The organism is Actinoplanes sp. NPDC049548, from assembly GCF_040676695.1.
In the GTDB taxonomy this organism is placed as follows: domain Bacteria; phylum Actinomycetota; class Actinomycetes; order Mycobacteriales; family Micromonosporaceae; genus Actinoplanes.
The window spans coordinates 212,525-229,121 of the sequence record NZ_JBFAPM010000003.1 but is presented as its reverse complement, the minus strand read 5'-3'; the positions used below and the strand labels follow the sequence as shown (position 1 = coordinate 229,121).

The following is a 16,597-nucleotide window of genomic DNA, read 5'->3' as shown; positions in this document are numbered from 1 at the left end:
TTGCCGGTGCCCGACACCCCTGACATCGCGGACCGGCACGACGCGGTCTGCGTGATCGGCGCCGGCGGCAGCGGCCTGGCGGCGGTCAAGAACCTGCGCGAGCAGGGCTTCTCCGTCGACTGCTACGAGCGGGAGACGTCCGTCGGCGGGGCGTGGAACTGGCGTCACGACCGCAGCCCGGTCTACGCGAGCACCCATCTGATCTCGTCCCGGCCGCTGACCGAGTTCCCCGACTTCCCGATGCCGGACGACTGGCCCGACTACCCGCACCACAGTCAGGTGCTCGCGTATCTCGAGCGGTATGCGGAGCACTTCGGCCTGCGGACGAGCATCTGGTTCGGCACCGAGGTGGTGGCGGTGACTCCGGTCGGCGACGGCCGCTGGGACGTGACGACGCGCAGCACCGGCGGCGGCGAGGAACGGGTGCAGCGCTATGCCGCCGTCGTCGTGGCGAACGGGCACAACTGGGCGCCGAAGCCGCTGTCGGTGGACACCTCGGCGTTCCGGGGGCGGGTGATGCACGCGTCGGCGTACAAGGATCCGGCGCAGCTGCGGGGCCGGAAGGTCCTGGTGGTCGGCGGCGGCAACACCGGCTGCGACATCGCGGTCGAGGCGGCGCAGCAGGCCGCCACGGTGTGGCACTCGACGCGGCGCGGCTACTGGTACGCCCCCAAGTACGTCCTCGGCCGCCCCGCCGACCAGGTCAACGACAAGCTGCTCCAGCTGCGTCTTCCGCTGCGGCTGCGGCAGTGGCTCTACCACCGCACGGTACGGCTGACCGTCGGCGACGTCACCCGCTTCGGCCTGCCCGCTCCCGACCACCGCCCGTACGAGAGCCACCCGGTGGTCAACAGCCAGCTCGTCTACTACGTGGGCCACGGGCGGATCACCCCGGTCCCGGACGTCGCCCGGCTCGAGGGGTCCACCGTGGAGTTCGCCGACGGCCGGCGCGCCGAGCCGGACCTGGTCATCACGGCCACCGGCTATCTGCCGCGGTTCGAGTTCCTGGCACCGGAGCTGCTCGACATCGACGAGGACGGCAAGCCGGACCTGCACCTGCACGCGTTCGCCCGGCGGCATCCGACGCTGGCGGTGGTGGGGCTGGTGCAGGCCGACGCGGGGCTCTTCCCGCTCGCCCACTGGCAGAGCGTGGCCGTCGCCCGGTGGCTGCGGCTGCGCGCCGGCGACCCGGACCGGGCGGCCGCGGTGCAGCAGAAGGAGTCGGCGCGGCCGTTGCGGTCCTGGACCCGGCTGCGGACCGTCCCGTCGTCGCGGCACTGGTTCGAGGTCAGCCACACCGACTACCTGCGCGCGGTGGAGGACCTGCTGAAGCAGATGGAGCCCGCGGCATGAGCTCGCAGCTGTTGCGTTTCCAGGACTGGACCGACCCGGTTCCTCCGGTACGCCGCGAGGTGCTCAGCGCCCTGCCGCATCCCGACGACGGGCAGCCGCCGCTGCTCTTCGTCCCCGGACTCGGCCACGGCGCCTGGGCGTTCCGCGAGCACTGGCTGGGCCACGTCGCCTCGCGGGGGTTCGCCGGGTACGCCCTCAGCCCCCGCGAGCAGGGGTCGCTGCGCGCGTACGTGCACGACGTGGTGCAGGTGGCCGTCGGCCTGCCGCGGCAGACCGTGCTGGTCGGCCACGGTGTCGGCGCGCTCGTCGTCGCGCACGCGCTGGCCCGCTACCCGGCGCGGGCCGCGGTCCTCGTCGCGCCGGTGCTGCACGGCTGGTCGGCGCTGGGTGCGGCCCTGCGCGCCAACCCGCTGGGCACCCTGCCGGTGTTCTTCGGCGGCGGGCTGAGGCTGGACCGCAGGCAGCTGTTCGGCGCCGAGCTGCCCGCCGCCGACGGGTACGTCGACCGCCTGGTGCGCGCCCCGTCCCGCGTCTACCGGGCGCTGCTGACCGCTCCCGAGCCGGCCGGGCCGGTGGGCGCCCCGCCGACGCTCGTGGTCGGCAGCCCCGACGACCGGGTCGTCACCCGCAAGGCGCTGGACCGCACGGCGGCCCGCTACGGCGGCGCGCCGCTGCTGTTCCCCGGCATGGGTCACGACCTGATGCTGGACGCCGGGTGGCAGGAGCCCATCGACGCGATCCTCGACTGGCTCGTGAAGGAGCTCGCCGACCGCCCGTAGCGGACGCTGAGGTGCCCCTGAGGTCACCCTGGGTGAGGGTTTGAGTGATGTTCGCCTTTTTGCTCAGCCTTTATGCGGGTCTTACTCAGCGACCCTGTACGGTGGCCGGTCATGGTCAACACACCCACTCTGACTCCGGCGCGCCCGGCGGACCCGGCGGACCCGCCCGCGGCCCCGTCGCGGTGGCGCCGCGTCCGCCCGCATCTCTCCGCGGCGGTCGTGTACGTCGGACTGGGACTGCTGGTCATGGGCGGGTACCTGGCCGACCCCGGCAGGACGATCTCGGGGCATCTGGCCGGCGACAATACGTGGTTCCAGTGGCTGCTGTCGCACGGGGCGTACTCGGTGCGGCACCTGTCCAACCCGCTGTTCTCGCAGCAGCAGAACGCCCCCGAGGGCGTGAACATGATCGCCAACACCTCGGTGCTCGGCGTCACGCTGCCGATGGCGCCGGTGACGATGCTGCTCGGGCCGCGGTGGGCGTACCTGATCTGGATGGTCGGGGCCTCCGCGGGCACGGCGTTCAGCGCGTACTGGGTGCTGCAGCGTCACCTCGTGCGCTCCCGGGCGGCGGCGTTCGTCGCGGGCGCGTTCGCGGGCTTCGCGCCAGGCATCATCCACCACGCGAACGGCCAGCCGAACTTCGTCTCGAACTTCGCCCTGCCGCTGATCGTCGCCCGGATCGCCCGGCTCGGCGTGGACGGCCGGTGGCGCCGGGACGGGCTGATCCTGGGCGGGCTCGTCACCTACCAGCTCTTCATCAACGAGGAGCTGCTGCTGATCACGGCCGTCGCCGGGCTGATCCTCACCGGGGTGCACGCGGCGATGCGGCCGGCCGAGGCGCGGCGGCGGGCGGGGGCGTTCCTGCGGGCGATCGGGGTGACCGCGGTCGTGGCGGGGGTGCTGTGCGCGTACCCGATCTGGTTCCAGTTCCACGGGCCGCAGTCGTTCTCGAGCATGCCGTACTTCACCGACTGGGGTGAGGACCCGCTCGCGTACCTGACGTTCGCCCGGGACACGCTCGCGGGCACCCCGGCGTCCGAGGCGACGGTCGGGCACAGCGAGCAGAACAGCTACTGGGGCTGGCCGCTGACGCTGGTCGCGCTGGTGCTCGCGGTCATGCTGTGGCGGCGGTCGGTGGTAGCCCGCGTGGCCGCCGTGACCGCGGTCGTGGGGGCGGTGCTCTCGCTCGGGCCGGTGCTGCGCATCGGCGGGCTGCTCACCGACACCCCGGGCCCGCTGGCCGCCATGCCGGAGGAGATGCCGGTGTTCGGGCTGCTCATGCCGAGCCGGCTGACCTTCATCGTGATCGGTGCCATCGTCGTGCTCCTCGCCGTGGGCTGGGACAAGCTGAAGGCGCCGGCCTGGCGGGCGCTGATGGCGGCGGCGCTGCTGCCGCTCGTGCCCACGCCGGTGCCGGCCATCCCCGATGCTCCGCCGCCGGCGTTCATCACCTCCGGCGCGTGGCGCCCGTACGTCCCGGCCGGGCACACGCTGGTGCCGGTGCCACTGCCGGACTCCATGCGCGGACGCGACGCGCTGAGCTGGAACGCCGCGGCCCTGCACGAGTTCGCGATGCCCCAGGGCTACTTCCTCGGCCCGGACGTCAACGGCAAGGGGCGGATGGGACCCGCATGGGCCACCACCCTCGGCCGGCTGGTCGACGAGACGTACAAGGCCGGGACCGCCCCGCAGGTGAGCGCCGAGGACCAGGTCGCGGTGCGCGGTGAGGTGGCCCGCTGGCGGGGTTCGGTCCTGGTCGTGCGCGCCGACGCCGCGCACGAGCCGCTGCGCGGCCTGGTCGAGCAGATCTTCGGGCCGGCGCGCCAGGACCACGACGTCTGGGTGTGGACGCCGTGATGCTTTACTCCGGTTTTATGCCGCGGACCCGATAGTGACGCCGTGCGCATCCTGGTAGCCGATGACGAGCGCCTGCTCGCGGACACGATCGCGGTCGGACTGCGGCGGGCGGCCATGGCCGTCGACGTCTGCTACGACGGGGACGCCGCCCAGGAGCGGCTGAGCGTCAACCGCTACGACGTGGCGGTCCTCGACCGGGACATGCCTGGGCGTACGGGCGACGACGTGTGCCGCTGGGTGGTCTCGGAGGGCATCGCTACGCGCGTGCTGCTGCTCACCGCCGCCTGCGGGATCTACGACCGGGTCGAAGGGCTGGGGCTGGGCGCCGAGGACTACCTCACCAAGCCGTTCGCGTTCGCGGAGCTGCTGGCCCGGGTGCAGGTGCTGGCCCGGCGTACTGCCCCCGCGCTGCCGCCGGTGCTCGAGCGTGACGGCGTGGTGGTGGACGTGGCGGCGCGTACGGCGACCCGCGACGGCCGCCCGCTGAACCTGACCGTCAAGGAGTTCGGGGTGCTGCACGCCCTGATGCGCGGCCAGGGGCAGGCGGTCACCACCGAGGATCTGCTCGAGCAGGTCTGGGACGAGCACACCGACCCGTTCAGCAACGTCGTCCGGGTCACCGTGATGAACCTGCGCCGCAAGCTCGGCGAGCCGTCGATCGTGCAGACCGTGCCCCGGGCCGGTTACCGGATCGGCGGTTAGGACAAGGTCCTGGCAGCGCGGCCGCGCGAACCCGCGGAGCGGCGCAGGCCGGCCGCCATCCGGCCGGTGCCGTCCAGCGCGGTGAGGTAGGCCCGCGCCCACGCGACGATGTCGTGGCTGCGCAGGTGGGCCCGCATGGCGGCCATCCGGCGGCCGAGGTCCTCCGGGTCGGCCTCCATCGCCTGCAGCAGTGTCTCCTTCAGCCCGTCGACGTCGTGTGGGTTGACCAGGAAGGCGTCCTCGAGCTCCGCGGCGGCGCCGGCGAACTCGCTGAGCACCAGCGCGCCGGAGTTGTCGGCGCGGGCTGCCACGTACTCCTTGGCGACGAGGTTCATACCGTCGCGCAGCGGCGTCACCACCATCACGTCCGCGGTCTGGTAGAGCGCGGCCAGGTCGGCGCGGTCGAACGGCTGGTTGAGGTAGTGGATCGCGGTCTCGCCCACCCGGCCGTACTCGCCGTTGATCCGGCCGACCTCGCCCTCGATGCGGTCGCGCAGGACGCGGTAGCTGTCGACCCGCTCGCGGCTCGGCACGGCGACCTGCACGAGCACCGTGTCGCGGACCTTCACCCGGCCGTCGCGCAGCAGCTCGTCGTACGCCGTCAGCCGGTGCTCGATGCCCTTGGTGTAGTCGAGCCGGTCGACGCTGAGCAGCACCCGCCGCGGGCGGCCGAGGTCGGTGCGCAGCTGCCGGGCGTGGTCGCGGACGTCGGGGCGGGCGGCCAGCGCCTGCATCTCGGCCACGTCGATGGAGACGGGGAACGCGCCGGTGCGGACCGTGCGGCCGGCGACGGTGATCTGGTCGTTGGCCGTCACCTCGGCGCCGAGCAGCTTCACCGCGAGCTGCGCCACGTTGTGCGCCGCCTGCGGACGCTGGAACCCGACGAGGTCCGCGCCGAGCATGCCCCGCAACAGCTCGTTGCGGCGGGGGAGCTGCATGAACAGCTCCGGCGGCGGAAACGGTACGTGCAGGAAGAAGCCGATCAGCACGTCGGGGCGCAGCTCGCGCAGGAGCCCGGGCACGAGCTGGAGGTGGTAGTCCTGGATCCAGACGGCGCCGCCCGGCTCGACGACCTCGGCGGCCGCCTCGGCGAAGCGCCGGTTGACCTCCTGGTAGGTCTCCCACCAGCCGCGGTCGAAGACGGGCTGCTCGACGGCGTCGTGGTAGAGCGGCCAGAGCGTCGAGTTGGCGAAGCCCTCGTAGTAGCCGCGCAGCTCCTTCTCGGACAGTGGCACCGGCCGCAGGCGCAGGCTGCCGATGTCGGGCAGGGTCGGCGCGGCGCCCACCCCGCCGGCCCAGCCCACCCACGTGGCCGGGGTCTGCTTCAGGATGGCGTGCAGGGCGCTGGCGAGGCCGCCGGGGCTGCGTCTCCACTCGCAGGCCCCGTCCGGCGCGGTGCTGTCGTCCAGCGGGAGGCGGTTGGCGACTACCACGAGCGAGCTCTGACGCATTCACGAGAGGTTAGTGGATGGTTACCGAGCGAAACAATGCTGGTGGTCTATGTCATGGTTTGCGGGCGTGTCAGACCACGGCGCCGTCGTCGAACTCGTCATCGTCATCACCGGAGCGCAGCCGCCACACCAGCGTCACCGCGCCGCCCACGATCGCCGCGAAGCCGATCAGCGTGACGAAGTTGCGCTCGATGGGCAGCAGCCACGGGAACAGGAACAGCACGAAGCCGAGCACCACGCCGAGGACGCCGGCGATCGCGTACTTGGAGATGTGCGGCAGCGGGGGCGGGGGCGGCGGCACGTAGCGTTCGTCGTCCTCGTCGTCGTCCAGCCCGGTGCCGAAGGTGTCCAGGCCGTCCAGCACCGAGGGCTCGTCGACCCGGTCGGTGCGGCGCCGGTTGAGCTGGATGCCGGTCAGGTCGGTGGCCGAGGTGAGCTTGTCGCCGGGCTGCGGCGGGGGCGACGGCTGCTCCGGGGCGCGGGTGGGGTCGATGCCCTCGGCGGCCGGCCACGGCGGCGCCGTGGGGTCGACAGAGGTGTGGAAGCCGGCGACGATCTTCGCCCACTCGGCGTCGACGTCGCTCTGGTCGCCGCCGGCGCGGGACTCCGGGCGCGCGGCCGGCGGGAACGGGCCGGTGCCGCCGGTCAGCTTGTGCAGGTGCTCGCGAGCGGTGGCCAGGTGGGTGCGGTCGACGTACAGGCGGTCGGTGGGGCGGGCCGGGAACGTCGTCGCCCGCAGGATGGGGTTGAGGTCGGCCGAGGGCTGCAGGTACGCCGCGATGCCGCCGGCCGCCAGCACGTCGAGCAGGTGCTCACCCACACGCGGATCCACGTCGCCCGCGGCCGCGTAGTCGGCCGCGTCGAGCCCGTTGTCCCGCCGCCCGCGACGGGCGCCACCCGCAGACACCCTGCACACTCCTCGCCCCGCGCTGCACGCGCGCGTGCCTTGAATGGTGACACGACAGGCACCGCTTGCGGGAGTGCGTTGTGGCGTGCCGCTCCCGCTTCGTACGCTTTCCCTGCCCCACGGTCTGCGGTGAGCGGGAAAGGACGTCGGTGTTCTACTGGCTGCTGAAGTACGTGGTTCTCGGACCCGTCCTGAAATGCCTCTTCCGCCCCGATGTGGAGGGATTGCACCACGTCCCCGCGACCGGTCCGGTGATCCTCGCCTGCAACCACCTCTCGTTCTCGGACTCGATCTTCACACCCCTGATCGTGAAGCGGAAGGTGACATTCGTCGCCAAAGCGGAGTACTTCACGGGTAAGGGGATCAAGGGCTGGCTGATGCGCCAGTTCTTCGTCGGCACCGGGACGATCCCGGTCGACCGATCGGGCGGCAAGGCGGCCCGGGCGGCCCTCGACACCCAGCTGCGGGTGCTGCGCTCGGGCAACATCGCCGGCATCTACCCCGAGGGCACCCGCTCGCCCGACGGCCGGCTCTACCGCGGCAAGACCGGCGTCGCCCGGCTCGCCCTGGAGAGCGGCGCCCCCGTCGTCCCGGTCGCCCTGCTCAACACCGACGAGATCCAGCCGACCGGCAAGCTCATACCCAAGATCAAGCGGGTCCGGTTGCGCTTCGGCGCACCCCTCGACTTCTCCCGGTACGCGGACAGAGTCGGCGACCGCTTCGTCGAGCGCGCGGTCACCGACGAGATCATGTACGAGCTGATGACCCTCACCGGCCGCGAGTACGTCGACGTCTACGCCGCCACCCTCAAGACCGCGGTAGTCGCCCCCACCCCGGCGTTTGAGCCGCTGGGGGACCGGGCAGGGAGATCGGCGACACCGACGTGAGGAGGTTCGCCATGCCGGCAAGCAAGGACCTGCCCGGGACCCTGAAGCGATCGCCGAAGAAGGCGCAGCGCACCTACATCAAGGCGCACGACAGCGCGGTGGAGGAGTACGGCGAGGGCGAGCGGGCGCACCGCACGGCCCTGGCCGCCGTCAAACACTCGTTCGAGAAGGTCGGCGACCACTGGGAGGCCAAGGCGAAGAAGGGCCCCAGCGACAAGAAGGCCGCCGGCGGCCGCGCCACGAAGGCCGCCACCAAGGGCGGGGTCGACGCGAACGCCAGCAAGGAACACCTGCTCGCGGTCGCCAAGAAGCTCGACATCAGCGGCCGGTCGAAGATGAAGAAGCCGGAGCTGGTCGACGCCATCCAGAAGGCGAACGCCAAGAGCACCCGCAAGGCGAGCGCCAAGAAGTAGCCGCGCGGCTCGGTCAGGCCCCGGGCCTGGCCGAGCGGCCCCACTTCAGGTAGGCGATCGGCCCCAGCGGCTGCACGAAGATGCCCGCCCACCACAGCGCCTTGGGGCCGCGCACCTGCGCCGACGGGCGCCGGATCAGGTCGATCGCGGCCAGGGTGGTCAGGACGATCTCCGCCGGGGCGACGATCAGCGCGCCGGCCTTCTGCCAGCGGGGCAGGTCACTCCAGTGCTGGTTGGCCACGCCGATCACCCTACCGGGCGGCCCTGCTCCTCCATGACCTTCCAGCGGGCGAGATTGTGCTTCGCGTCGACCAGCGCGTCGTGGCGCCCGTGGGCGGTGGGCAGCGGCGGCCGACCCAGGTCGTCCCAGCGCTGCCGCAGGTCCTTCGTGAAGCGGGGGATCTCCCGGGGCAGCGCCGGCATCGCCCCCCACAGCTGGGCGAGCGCCACGTGGTCGTACGCCGCGTACCAGGCCCAGAGCTCCATCTGCTCGTCGCGGCCTCGCAGCGGCTCGACGAGGAAGGCGTACAGGTCGTCGCGGATGCGTTCCCGGGAGCGCCACGCCGGGTCCGCCGGGGACGGGAGCTTGTCCAGGACGTTGCGGCGCACCCAGGGAGCGGCCCGGGAGTCGTCGAACTGGGTGGACACCGCGTAGAACTCGCGGCCGTACTCGTCGACGACGCCGATCGACACGAGATCGACCGTCCGGCCGTCCTCGATGAACTCGCAGTCGTAGAAATAGCGGTAAACCATCGCCGCCCATCCTCGCCTACCCCGGGTCGGCCGCCGCGACCAGGGCCTCCTGCGCCCGGCGCAGCGCCTCCTGGTTCCCCTCGCCGACCCCGGTGGCGAGCCGCCGGGCCACCCGGTCCGCCTGCACCGCCCACCGGAAGCGCACCATCACCGGCAGGGCCGCCCGCAGCTCGTCCTCGTCCACCGGGCCGGCCGCGAGATAGCCGTCGAGCAGCTCCGCGGCGGTCTCCGGCCCACCCGCGTAGACCACCGCGGCCGCGACGTCGTAGAGCAGCGGACCGGTCCCACTGGCCCCGCAGTCCAGCAGCCCGGCACGGCCGGTGGCCGGGTCGACCAGGAAGACCTCCGGCGCCGGGTCCCCGTGCAGGACGCCGTACGTGAGCCGGTCGGTGACCGTGAGCCGGGTCATCGCGGTGAACGCGCCGGTGACCGCCTCCCGCAGCCACGGTTCGACCGCCAGGTGCGGGGCGTCCGGGTCGAGCAGGTTCCAGCGGCGCAGCCCCGGATGCTGGAACGTCTGCAGCACCCGGTGCACGGCGCCCAGGCGGTCGCCCCAGAACTGCTGGTCGATCGGGTCCCTGCCGTCGAGGGTACGGCCGGGCGCGCGGCGCAGGACGGCCATGGCACCGCACGGCGTCTCCGCGGTCAGCCCGCCGGAGAGGGTGCGGACCGGCTCGCCTGCCTCGACCCCGGTGCTGCGCAGACGCTCGGCCGCCGCCAGCCCGGCCTCGACGGGCTGGCGCGCATCCGGCTCGGCAAGCCGCGCGACGAACCGCTCACCCCCGGCCGTCACATCCCACCCGTGCGACAGCAGCCCACCCGGCAGCGCCGAGATCTCGGTAGGCACAAGGTGCCACTGCTCCCGCAGAGTCGATCGAAGAAGGTCGTGGTCCGGCACGGCCGCGATTATCCAGCAACGGAACGGAATGGGAACGGACACCGTGGGTGATTGTTGCCCATGCTGGTCAGTGGTCAGGATGCATCGTGACTGACGGCATTTGGGGGGTGTACAGGGCGCGACATACGCGAAATGATCGAAAGGCAGGCGCTCGAGGTATCAAATGGCGTTGATGGCGCTCTTCATGCTAAGAGTGATCGTTCGCGTCGAGGGGCCGGCGTCGGACAGGGGTGCCGGCGGTGGCCCCGACCGGGGGAAGGACTGACCGTGGACCATCGGCTGCCGGAGCCGGGTGACGCGCTCACGGGCGTGGAGATGTTCGCCGGGCTGGAGCCCGACGTGCGGCAGCGGGTGATCGCCGCCGCGGTGCCGCGCACGTACCGGAAAGGGCAGATCCTCTTCGTCGAGCACGACCCCGGCGACTCGCTCATAGTGCTGCGTCGCGGGGCGATCGCGGTGTTCCGCACCGCGCCCACCGGCGAGCGGGCGGTGCTGACGGTGGTCCGGCCGCCGGACGTCCTGGGTGAGGTCTCGCTGCTCGACGCGTCGACCCGGTCGGCCAGCGCGGAGGCGATCGAGGACAGCCAGGCGCTGGCGTTGTCCCGGGTCGCCTTCATGGATCTGGTGCACTCCAACCCGCGCATCCTCGACGCGGTGATGCGCTCCGTCGGCGGCCTGATCCGGCGGCTGACCGAGCAGAACGCCGACCACGTCTTCCTGGACCTGCCCGGGCGGGTGGCCAAGACGCTGGTGCGCCTCGCGGGGGACAGCCAGGCGCCGATGATCACCATCGAGCTCAACCAGAGCCAGCTCGCCGAGATGGCCGGCGGCTCGCGGCAGAGCGTCAACCAGGCCATCGGCTCGTTCGCGACGCGCGGCTGGCTGCGTACCGAAGGACGCCGGATCGTGGTCACCGACGTCTCCGCCCTGCGACGCCGGGCCGGCATGGCCGAAAGGTAGGAACCGTTCGTTTCGCCGGTGGGCCCCCGGGAAGTTTCCGGGGAACACCGGACGAAGGGAGCGTGCCATGGCCGAGCACACCGAGCAGGAGAAGCGCGAGAAGCTGAAGGAGCTCGTGAAGGACGCCCGGATCGGGATGCTGACCACGATGACCGCCGACGGGCGCCACGTCAGCCGCCCGATGGCGTTGCAGGACGTCGAGTTCGACGGTGACCTCTGGTTCTTCACGTACTCCGACTCCGACCTGGTCGCGCAGATCAGGGCCAACCCGCAGGTGAACGTCGCGTTCAGTGACGCCAAGCAGCACGCGTGGACCTCGGTCTCCGGCGCCGCGGTGCAGACGGACGACCGGGCGAAGGCCGAGGAGCTGTGGAACCCGGTGCTCAAGGCCTGGTTCCCGGACGGCCTGGAGACGCCGAACCTGACCCTGGTCAAGGTGCACGCCGAGTCGGCCGAGTACTGGGAGTCAGCACACAGCTCGCGGGTCGTCACGCTGCTGGGATACGTCAAAGCGGCCGTGACCGGGACGACTCCGGACGCCGGGGAGAACGAAACCGTGCGCTTGTAGCGGGGCGTTTTGGTCCGGGGTGGCCGCGGCGACTACAGTGCGCATGCGGCCCGCCCTGGACCCGGCAGTGACGCCGGACGACGGATTCCCATGGTGCCGGGCATCTCGCGACCCGATCAGGGAGGACGAGCAATCATGCGTATCGGCGTGCTCACCGGCGGCGGCGACTGCCCCGGTCTCAACGCCGTGATCCGGGCGGTGGTGCGCAAGGGCGTAGCCGTCTACGGTCACGAGTTCGTCGGCTTCCGGGACGGCTGGAAGGGCCCGCTCGAGGGTCTGACGAAGCCGCTCGGCATCGCCGAGGTCCGCGGCATCCTGCCCCGCGGCGGCACCATCCTGGGCTCCTCCCGCACCAACCCGTTCAAGATTGACGGCGGCGTGGAGAAGATCAAGGCCAACCTGGCCGAGCAGGGCGTCGACGCCCTCGTGGCGATCGGCGGCGAGGACACCCTCGGCGTCGCCACCAAGCTCAACGACCTCGGCGTCAAGGTCGTCGGCGTGCCGAAGACCATCGACAACGACCTCAACGCGACCGACTTCACGTTCGGCTTCGACACCGCCGTGAACATCGCCATGGAGGCCATCGACCGGCTGCACACCACGGCCGAGTCGCACCACCGCACCCTGGTGGTCGAGGTCATGGGCCGGCACGCCGGCTGGATCGCGCTGCACGCCGGCCTCGCCGGTGGCGCCAACGTCATCCTGCTGCCGGAGCGCAACTTCGACGTGGAGCAGGTCGCCACGTACGTCACCAAGCGCTTCCAGGTCGAGTACGCGCCCATCGTGGTCGTCGCCGAGGGCGCCCAGCCGCTCGAGGGCCAGATGGTCCTGCACAACCAGGAGCTGGACGCGTTCGGTCACGTCCGGCTCGGCGGCATCGGCCAGTGGCTGGCCGAGCAGCTCGAGGAGAAGACCGGCAAGGAGGCCCGCACGGTCGTCCTCGGTCACATCCAGCGCGGCGGCACCCCGACCGCGTTCGACCGCGTCCTCGCGACCCGCTTCGGCCTGCAGGCCATCGACGCGGTCCACGAGGGCGACTTCGGCAAGATGATGGCGCTGCGCGGCACCGACATCATCCGGGTCCCGCTGATCGAGGGCACCGGCGAGCTGAAGACCGTGCCGATCTCGCGGTACGACGAGGCCGAGGTCTTCTTCGGCAGCTGAGTTCAGTCTGGTTCGGTGAAGGGGCGGGCGTCCGACGCCCGCCCCTTCGTCGTTGCTTCGTCGTCTGGGAGGACGAATGACTGTCGTCGCGGTGCTGGGCGCCGGCAAGATCGGCGAGCTGGTGCTCTCCGGCCTGCTGCGCGCCGGCTGGCCGGCGGGAAAGCTCCTGGTCACCACCCGTCGTGCGGCGAGAGGTGACGAGCTGCGGGAGCGCTACGGCATCCGGGTGGTCGACAACCAGGCCGCGGTGGCCGAGGCGGACGTGCTGGCGGTCGCCGTCAAACCGCAGGACGCCGAAGCCCTGCTCGCCGAGATCGGTCCCAAGATCCCGGCCGACAAGCTGATCATCTCGCTCTGCGCCGGCCTGCCGACCGGCTTCTTCGCCGCCCGCCTGCCCGAAGGCACGCCGGTCGTGCGGGTCATGACGAACACCCCGGCCCTGGTCGACGAGGCGATGACCGCGATCTCCGCGGGCCCGCACGCGACCGGCGAGCACCTGGCGGTCGCGGAGGAGATGTTCAAGCCGCTGGGCGCCACCATCCGGGTGCCGGAGTCGCAGCAGGACGCGGTCACGGCCCTGTCCGGCTCGGGTCCGGCGTACTTCTACCTGCTCGTCGAGGCGATGATCGACGCCGGGATCCTGCTGGGGCTGCCGCGGCAGGTCGCCCACGAGCTGATCGTGCAGACGGCGATCGGCTCGGCGGTCATGCTGCGCGACTCCGGGGAGCATCCGGTCAAGCTCCGGGAGGCGGTGACGTCCCCGGCGGGCACGACCATCTCGGCGATCCGGGAGCTCGAGAACCACGGGGTCCGGGCCGCGTTGCTGGCCGCCCTGGAGGCGGCCCGGGACCGGGCCAGGGAGATCGCGGAGCAGAGCTCCTAGGGCGCTACAAGCTGTCCTGGGAGTCGCTCAGCCGCCCACGCGCCCGAGCGACTCCCAGGCCCTGACCCTGACCCTGACCCTACTGCGGAGGTCTCCGCTCCTCGAGGCCGCGCTGACCGGTGGTTTGGGGGCCTGCGCCTTGCCTGCGGTACAGCCAGACACCACTGGTTGCTCTCTATACGACAGTCACGGTCCTTAAGCCAGTCGCGATGCTCCAATTGATGGATATCAATTAATTGGAGCGGAAGGACTGACGCATGTACAGCAGACGGTTCCGGGACCGCACGATCATGGTCTTGGCGGGCCCCATCGCAGTGATCCTCGCCGCTGCAGGCCCAGCCGTGGCCGATTCTGACTGGCATCTGCCGGAATTGCGTCCCGCCGGAGAGCCCGCTGCTAGCCGCCTGGCGAACGCGGACGAGACGATCGGGAGTATTCCGGGACTGACTACCGAGTCCGCCGCCAGAATGAGACGAGAGCAGCGAGTCGGCCAAGTCGCAGCGCAGATTCGATCGATCCCGACGACACGCAACTCGGGCGTCGCCGGAATGAGACTGGGACCCGACGGCGACCTGCAGGTTTACTGGCACGGTGGTGTGCCGGAGGTCGTTGACAAGCGCATCGGCCAGGCGCGCCTCGAAGGGGTTGCTGTCAAGCTTCTGTCGGCGCCGTACACCGAAGCCGAGCTGCTCTCCGAGGCGGACCGTATCTCGCGACTGCCGCTGCACGACGGCAAGCCGACAGGTCAGCGTGCCTTGCGGGTGTTCCCCAGATTCGACGGCACAGGCTTGGAGGTTGGCCTCGCCGGCCTCCCTGTCGGAGTCGAAGGTGACGCCGCCCGTCGGCTGGTACCGGCGCTGCGAAGCCACGTGCCGTTGAACATCACTGGTATGGGCGGCGCCAAGTTCGCCTACCGCTACATTGATGACGTTCCCTATTTCGGTGGCGCTCTGATGGTCTCCGCCACTCGGGGCAACTCTTGTAGCACAGGCTTCGGCGTCACAGGCCTGAACGGAGCGGCGACCTATCTGATCACGGCGGCGCACTGCGGCGAAGGCAGATGGGACACCGGCACAGTGGTGCTCGCCGACGGCAGTACCTATTCCAGGACTTTCGGTAACACGATCGCCGCAGGGCGCAGCACCGGACGTGATGCCGAGTTGATTCTCACCCCCGGAGGAGCCGGTGCCGGTGTGTACTGGGGCGCATCGATCAATCCGCCGAGTGACCCCGGAAGCAACAGCTATGTCGCAGTCTCCGGCGCCGGCACCAATCTCGTAGATCGTACGATCTGCGCCTCGGGCGCCTTCTCTGGCACGCAATGTGGGGCTACTATCCGGGCTACGAATGTCATCGTCGTCTACGATCCCCCCACGAACGGGGTGGGCCGGGTGACGAATCTGGTATGGGCGCAGAACCTGCCCGCGAACAGCAGCTCTGCGTTCGTCGGACAGGGCGACAGCGGTGGACCGATCACCAGTCTGGCTTCCGGCGGCAGGGTTCAGGCTCAGGGAATCATCAGCGGTATCGAGACCGGATCGGATGGCGCGGACCTGCGAACTTGCAAGGGATACAACTACCCAGGCCGCCAGTGTTCCTACAGCTTTTACTACGCCGACTTGTCCGGGGCGATGAGCGCCGTCGGGGTGCGAATCAACACCCAGTGAGCACACGGGCGCGGAGAATGCATGCTCAGGTGTCTCAGGGAACGTCATCGGTCGCCCGCACGTCGAAGGAGCCATGAGCGTGATGTCACGTTTGCGGTTGCCCATCACTATTGCGATCATGGTGTTACTCGGTGCGATCAGTGGATGTGCCTCCGGCGGCCGATCCGCAGGGGGCAGTCCGCCCGATCCGGACCTCGAGGCCGCGGTTTCCACGTTGGTGCCCGCCCTGGAGAGCTCCTTCGGCACCAAGTACGCGGGATCGCGTATCGATGACGGCACGCTCGTCATCTACCGTGTGCCCGATCCGGATCTGGACGCCTTCGTGGCCGAGAGGGCGGGCCGGGCGAAAGTTGAGCTCCGGGCTGCGGCGTACTCCCTCAGTCAGATGAAAGCGGTCGCCGACTCGATCATCGACGATCGCGACTACTGGGCGGGCCGGGGAGTCTCGGTCAACGGTGCCGTGCCGGCCGTCGATGGTTCCGGTGTGCAGGTCATGGCGACCGGGCAGAAGGCGGATACCGAAGCGCTGCTGCGTCAGCGTTATCCCGCCGTGCCGGTCACCATCGGGCAGGATTCAGGACCCATCGTGCCGTACGCGACGGTGAGCCTTCCACCCATCGAGATGTCGGCCCCTCCGTCTTCGAGTCGGACTCCGGAGAAGTGATCAGGTGAGCTAGTACCAGATGGCGATGCGGGCGCCGTTGTTCTCCTCGGGTGGGCTGGGGTGGCTCTGGGCGGCGCCCGTCGCCATGCGGTGGGCGCTCCAGGCGACGGCGGCCGCGTCGAGGATGTCGTCGGGTGGGGCCTGGCCGGCCGGTCCGAGCTGGTCGGGCAGGACGATGCCGTGCTTGGCCAGCAGCTCCCGGCGGCGGGCCTGACCGGTCCAGGTCTTCTTCGCGTACGCGAGGGGCTCGCCGGCCATCTCCCGGAACGAGACCTCGGGGTGGGCCTCGAAGAGCAGGCCGGGGTGGCGTTCCCAGATGGCGTTCGCCTCGAGCAGCTTGGGGCGCAGCGCCCACGACTGGCGGCTGAGCCCGGCGCCGGTGAGCTCGCGGCAGACCCTGTTGGCCGCCGCGAAGTCGGCCTCCTGCCACACCGCGCGTGGCGGTACCCGGAAGACGCTGCTGCGTCGCGGGCCGAGGTGGTCCGCGGCGACGGCGTCGGCGGCGCGCCAGCGGTCGGGGAGCATGCCGAGGGGGATGTCGACGCCGATGACGGCGGCGCCGGAGCTGCCGGCGACGATCTCGTAGAGGGTGGAGGCGAGCATGGCCCGGCCGAAGTGGCCGTCGCGCAGCTCGACGCCGACCCAGCCGAGGGCGTAAGCGTCGACGCCGATGACGTGAATGCTCATG

The 16,597-nt window shown here is 71.0% G+C and carries 18 protein-coding genes; 12 read left to right on the top strand and 6 right to left on the bottom strand.

The features are described from left to right. The first annotated feature begins 6 nt into the window (after positions 1–6). The 4 genes from AB0J80_RS08225 (at position 7) to AB0J80_RS08210 (ending at position 4,694) form a co-directional block, all read left to right on the top strand. Complete coding sequence (locus AB0J80_RS08225) at positions 7–1,353, top strand: NAD(P)-binding domain-containing protein (protein ID WP_364701779.1); 1,347 nt, start codon at positions 7–9, stop codon at positions 1,351–1,353. After that, the gene (locus AB0J80_RS08220) at positions 1,350–2,132 is read left to right on the top strand and encodes an alpha/beta fold hydrolase (RefSeq protein WP_364701776.1); all 783 of its coding nucleotides are present in this window, start codon (positions 1,350–1,352) and stop codon (positions 2,130–2,132) included. Before AB0J80_RS08225 ends, AB0J80_RS08220 begins: the two co-directional genes overlap by 4 nt. 111 nt (positions 2,133–2,243) lie before the next feature. Continuing rightward, on the top strand, positions 2,244–3,992 hold the full coding sequence (locus AB0J80_RS08215) for a hypothetical protein (RefSeq protein ID WP_364701773.1): 1,749 nt from the start codon (positions 2,244–2,246) through the stop codon (positions 3,990–3,992). 42 nt (positions 3,993–4,034) lie between these two features. Next, on the top strand, positions 4,035–4,694 hold the full coding sequence (locus tag AB0J80_RS08210; RefSeq protein ID WP_364701770.1) for a response regulator transcription factor: 660 nt from the start codon (positions 4,035–4,037) through the stop codon (positions 4,692–4,694). On the opposite strand, the gene AB0J80_RS08205 is transcribed toward AB0J80_RS08210, so the two are convergent. Together AB0J80_RS08205 and AB0J80_RS08200 are read right to left on the bottom strand one after the other, a co-directional pair. Continuing rightward, positions 4,691–6,145 carry a trehalose-6-phosphate synthase gene (locus tag AB0J80_RS08205; protein WP_364701767.1) on the bottom strand — a complete coding sequence of 485 codons (1,455 nt, stop codon included), beginning with the start codon at positions 6,143–6,145 and terminating at the stop codon, positions 4,691–4,693. The two genes, AB0J80_RS08210 and AB0J80_RS08205, sit on opposite strands and share 4 nt — an antisense overlap. 70 nt (positions 6,146–6,215) lie before the next feature. Continuing rightward, positions 6,216–7,052 (bottom strand): DUF308 domain-containing protein, encoded by an 837-nt coding sequence (locus tag AB0J80_RS08200; RefSeq protein WP_364701765.1) that lies wholly within the window; start codon positions 7,050–7,052, stop codon positions 6,216–6,218. A 149-nt stretch (positions 7,053–7,201) separates the two neighbouring features. On the opposite strand from AB0J80_RS08200, the gene AB0J80_RS08195 reads away from it, so the two are divergent. Both AB0J80_RS08195 and AB0J80_RS08190 read left to right on the top strand, forming a co-directional pair. Further along, positions 7,202–7,939, top strand: coding sequence for a lysophospholipid acyltransferase family protein (locus AB0J80_RS08195; protein ID WP_364701762.1), 738 nt, complete (start codon positions 7,202–7,204; stop codon positions 7,937–7,939). An 11-nt stretch (positions 7,940–7,950) separates the two neighbouring features. Then, positions 7,951–8,352 carry a ChaB family protein gene (locus AB0J80_RS08190; RefSeq protein ID WP_364701760.1) on the top strand — a complete coding sequence of 134 codons (402 nt, stop codon included), beginning with the start codon at positions 7,951–7,953 and terminating at the stop codon, positions 8,350–8,352. A 13-nt stretch (positions 8,353–8,365) separates the two neighbouring features. Here the strand turns inward: AB0J80_RS08190 and AB0J80_RS08185 are convergent, their stop codons facing one another. The 3 genes from AB0J80_RS08185 to AB0J80_RS08175 are packed head-to-tail and all read right to left on the bottom strand — an operon-like array spanning position 8,366 to position 10,003. Beyond that, the gene (locus tag AB0J80_RS08185) at positions 8,366–8,593 is read right to left on the bottom strand and encodes a PLD nuclease N-terminal domain-containing protein (protein ID WP_364701757.1); all 228 of its coding nucleotides are present in this window, start codon (positions 8,591–8,593) and stop codon (positions 8,366–8,368) included. A 5-nt stretch (positions 8,594–8,598) separates the two neighbouring features. Then, complete coding sequence (locus AB0J80_RS08180) at positions 8,599–9,105, bottom strand: polyadenylate-specific 3'-exoribonuclease AS (RefSeq protein WP_364701755.1); 507 nt, start codon at positions 9,103–9,105, stop codon at positions 8,599–8,601. A gap of 16 nt (positions 9,106–9,121) precedes the next feature. Next, positions 9,122–10,003 (bottom strand): phosphotransferase, encoded by an 882-nt coding sequence (locus AB0J80_RS08175; RefSeq protein ID WP_364701752.1) that lies wholly within the window; start codon positions 10,001–10,003, stop codon positions 9,122–9,124. Between the two features lie 267 nt (positions 10,004–10,270). On the opposite strand from AB0J80_RS08175, the gene AB0J80_RS08170 reads away from it, so the two are divergent. From AB0J80_RS08170 to AB0J80_RS08145, 6 genes are all read left to right on the top strand, one after another. Next, entirely contained in the window at positions 10,271–10,963 is a 693-nt protein-coding gene (locus AB0J80_RS08170) for a Crp/Fnr family transcriptional regulator (protein ID WP_015620001.1), read from the top strand. 67 nt (positions 10,964–11,030) lie between these two features. Further along, positions 11,031–11,531 (top strand): pyridoxamine 5'-phosphate oxidase family protein, encoded by a 501-nt coding sequence (locus AB0J80_RS08165; protein WP_364701749.1) that lies wholly within the window; start codon positions 11,031–11,033, stop codon positions 11,529–11,531. A 135-nt stretch (positions 11,532–11,666) separates the two neighbouring features. Then, a complete protein-coding gene (locus tag AB0J80_RS08160; protein WP_364701746.1) occupies positions 11,667–12,695 on the top strand; it encodes a 6-phosphofructokinase in 1,029 nt (342 codons plus the stop codon). A 76-nt stretch (positions 12,696–12,771) separates the two neighbouring features. Beyond that, positions 12,772–13,578 (top strand): pyrroline-5-carboxylate reductase, encoded by an 807-nt coding sequence (proC, locus tag AB0J80_RS08155; protein ID WP_364701743.1) that lies wholly within the window; start codon positions 12,772–12,774, stop codon positions 13,576–13,578. A gap of 257 nt (positions 13,579–13,835) precedes the next feature. Further along, entirely contained in the window at positions 13,836–15,245 is a 1,410-nt protein-coding gene (locus AB0J80_RS08150; protein ID WP_364701740.1) for a hypothetical protein, read from the top strand. 73 nt (positions 15,246–15,318) lie between these two features. After that, positions 15,319–15,909, top strand: a complete 591-nt coding sequence (locus tag AB0J80_RS08145; protein WP_364701738.1) for a hypothetical protein — start codon at positions 15,319–15,321, stop codon at positions 15,907–15,909. 9 nt (positions 15,910–15,918) lie between these two features. On the opposite strand, the gene AB0J80_RS08140 is transcribed toward AB0J80_RS08145, so the two are convergent. After that, positions 15,919–16,596, bottom strand: coding sequence for a DUF429 domain-containing protein (locus AB0J80_RS08140; protein ID WP_364701736.1), 678 nt, complete (start codon positions 16,594–16,596; stop codon positions 15,919–15,921). Position 16,597: the final 1 nt, after the last annotated feature.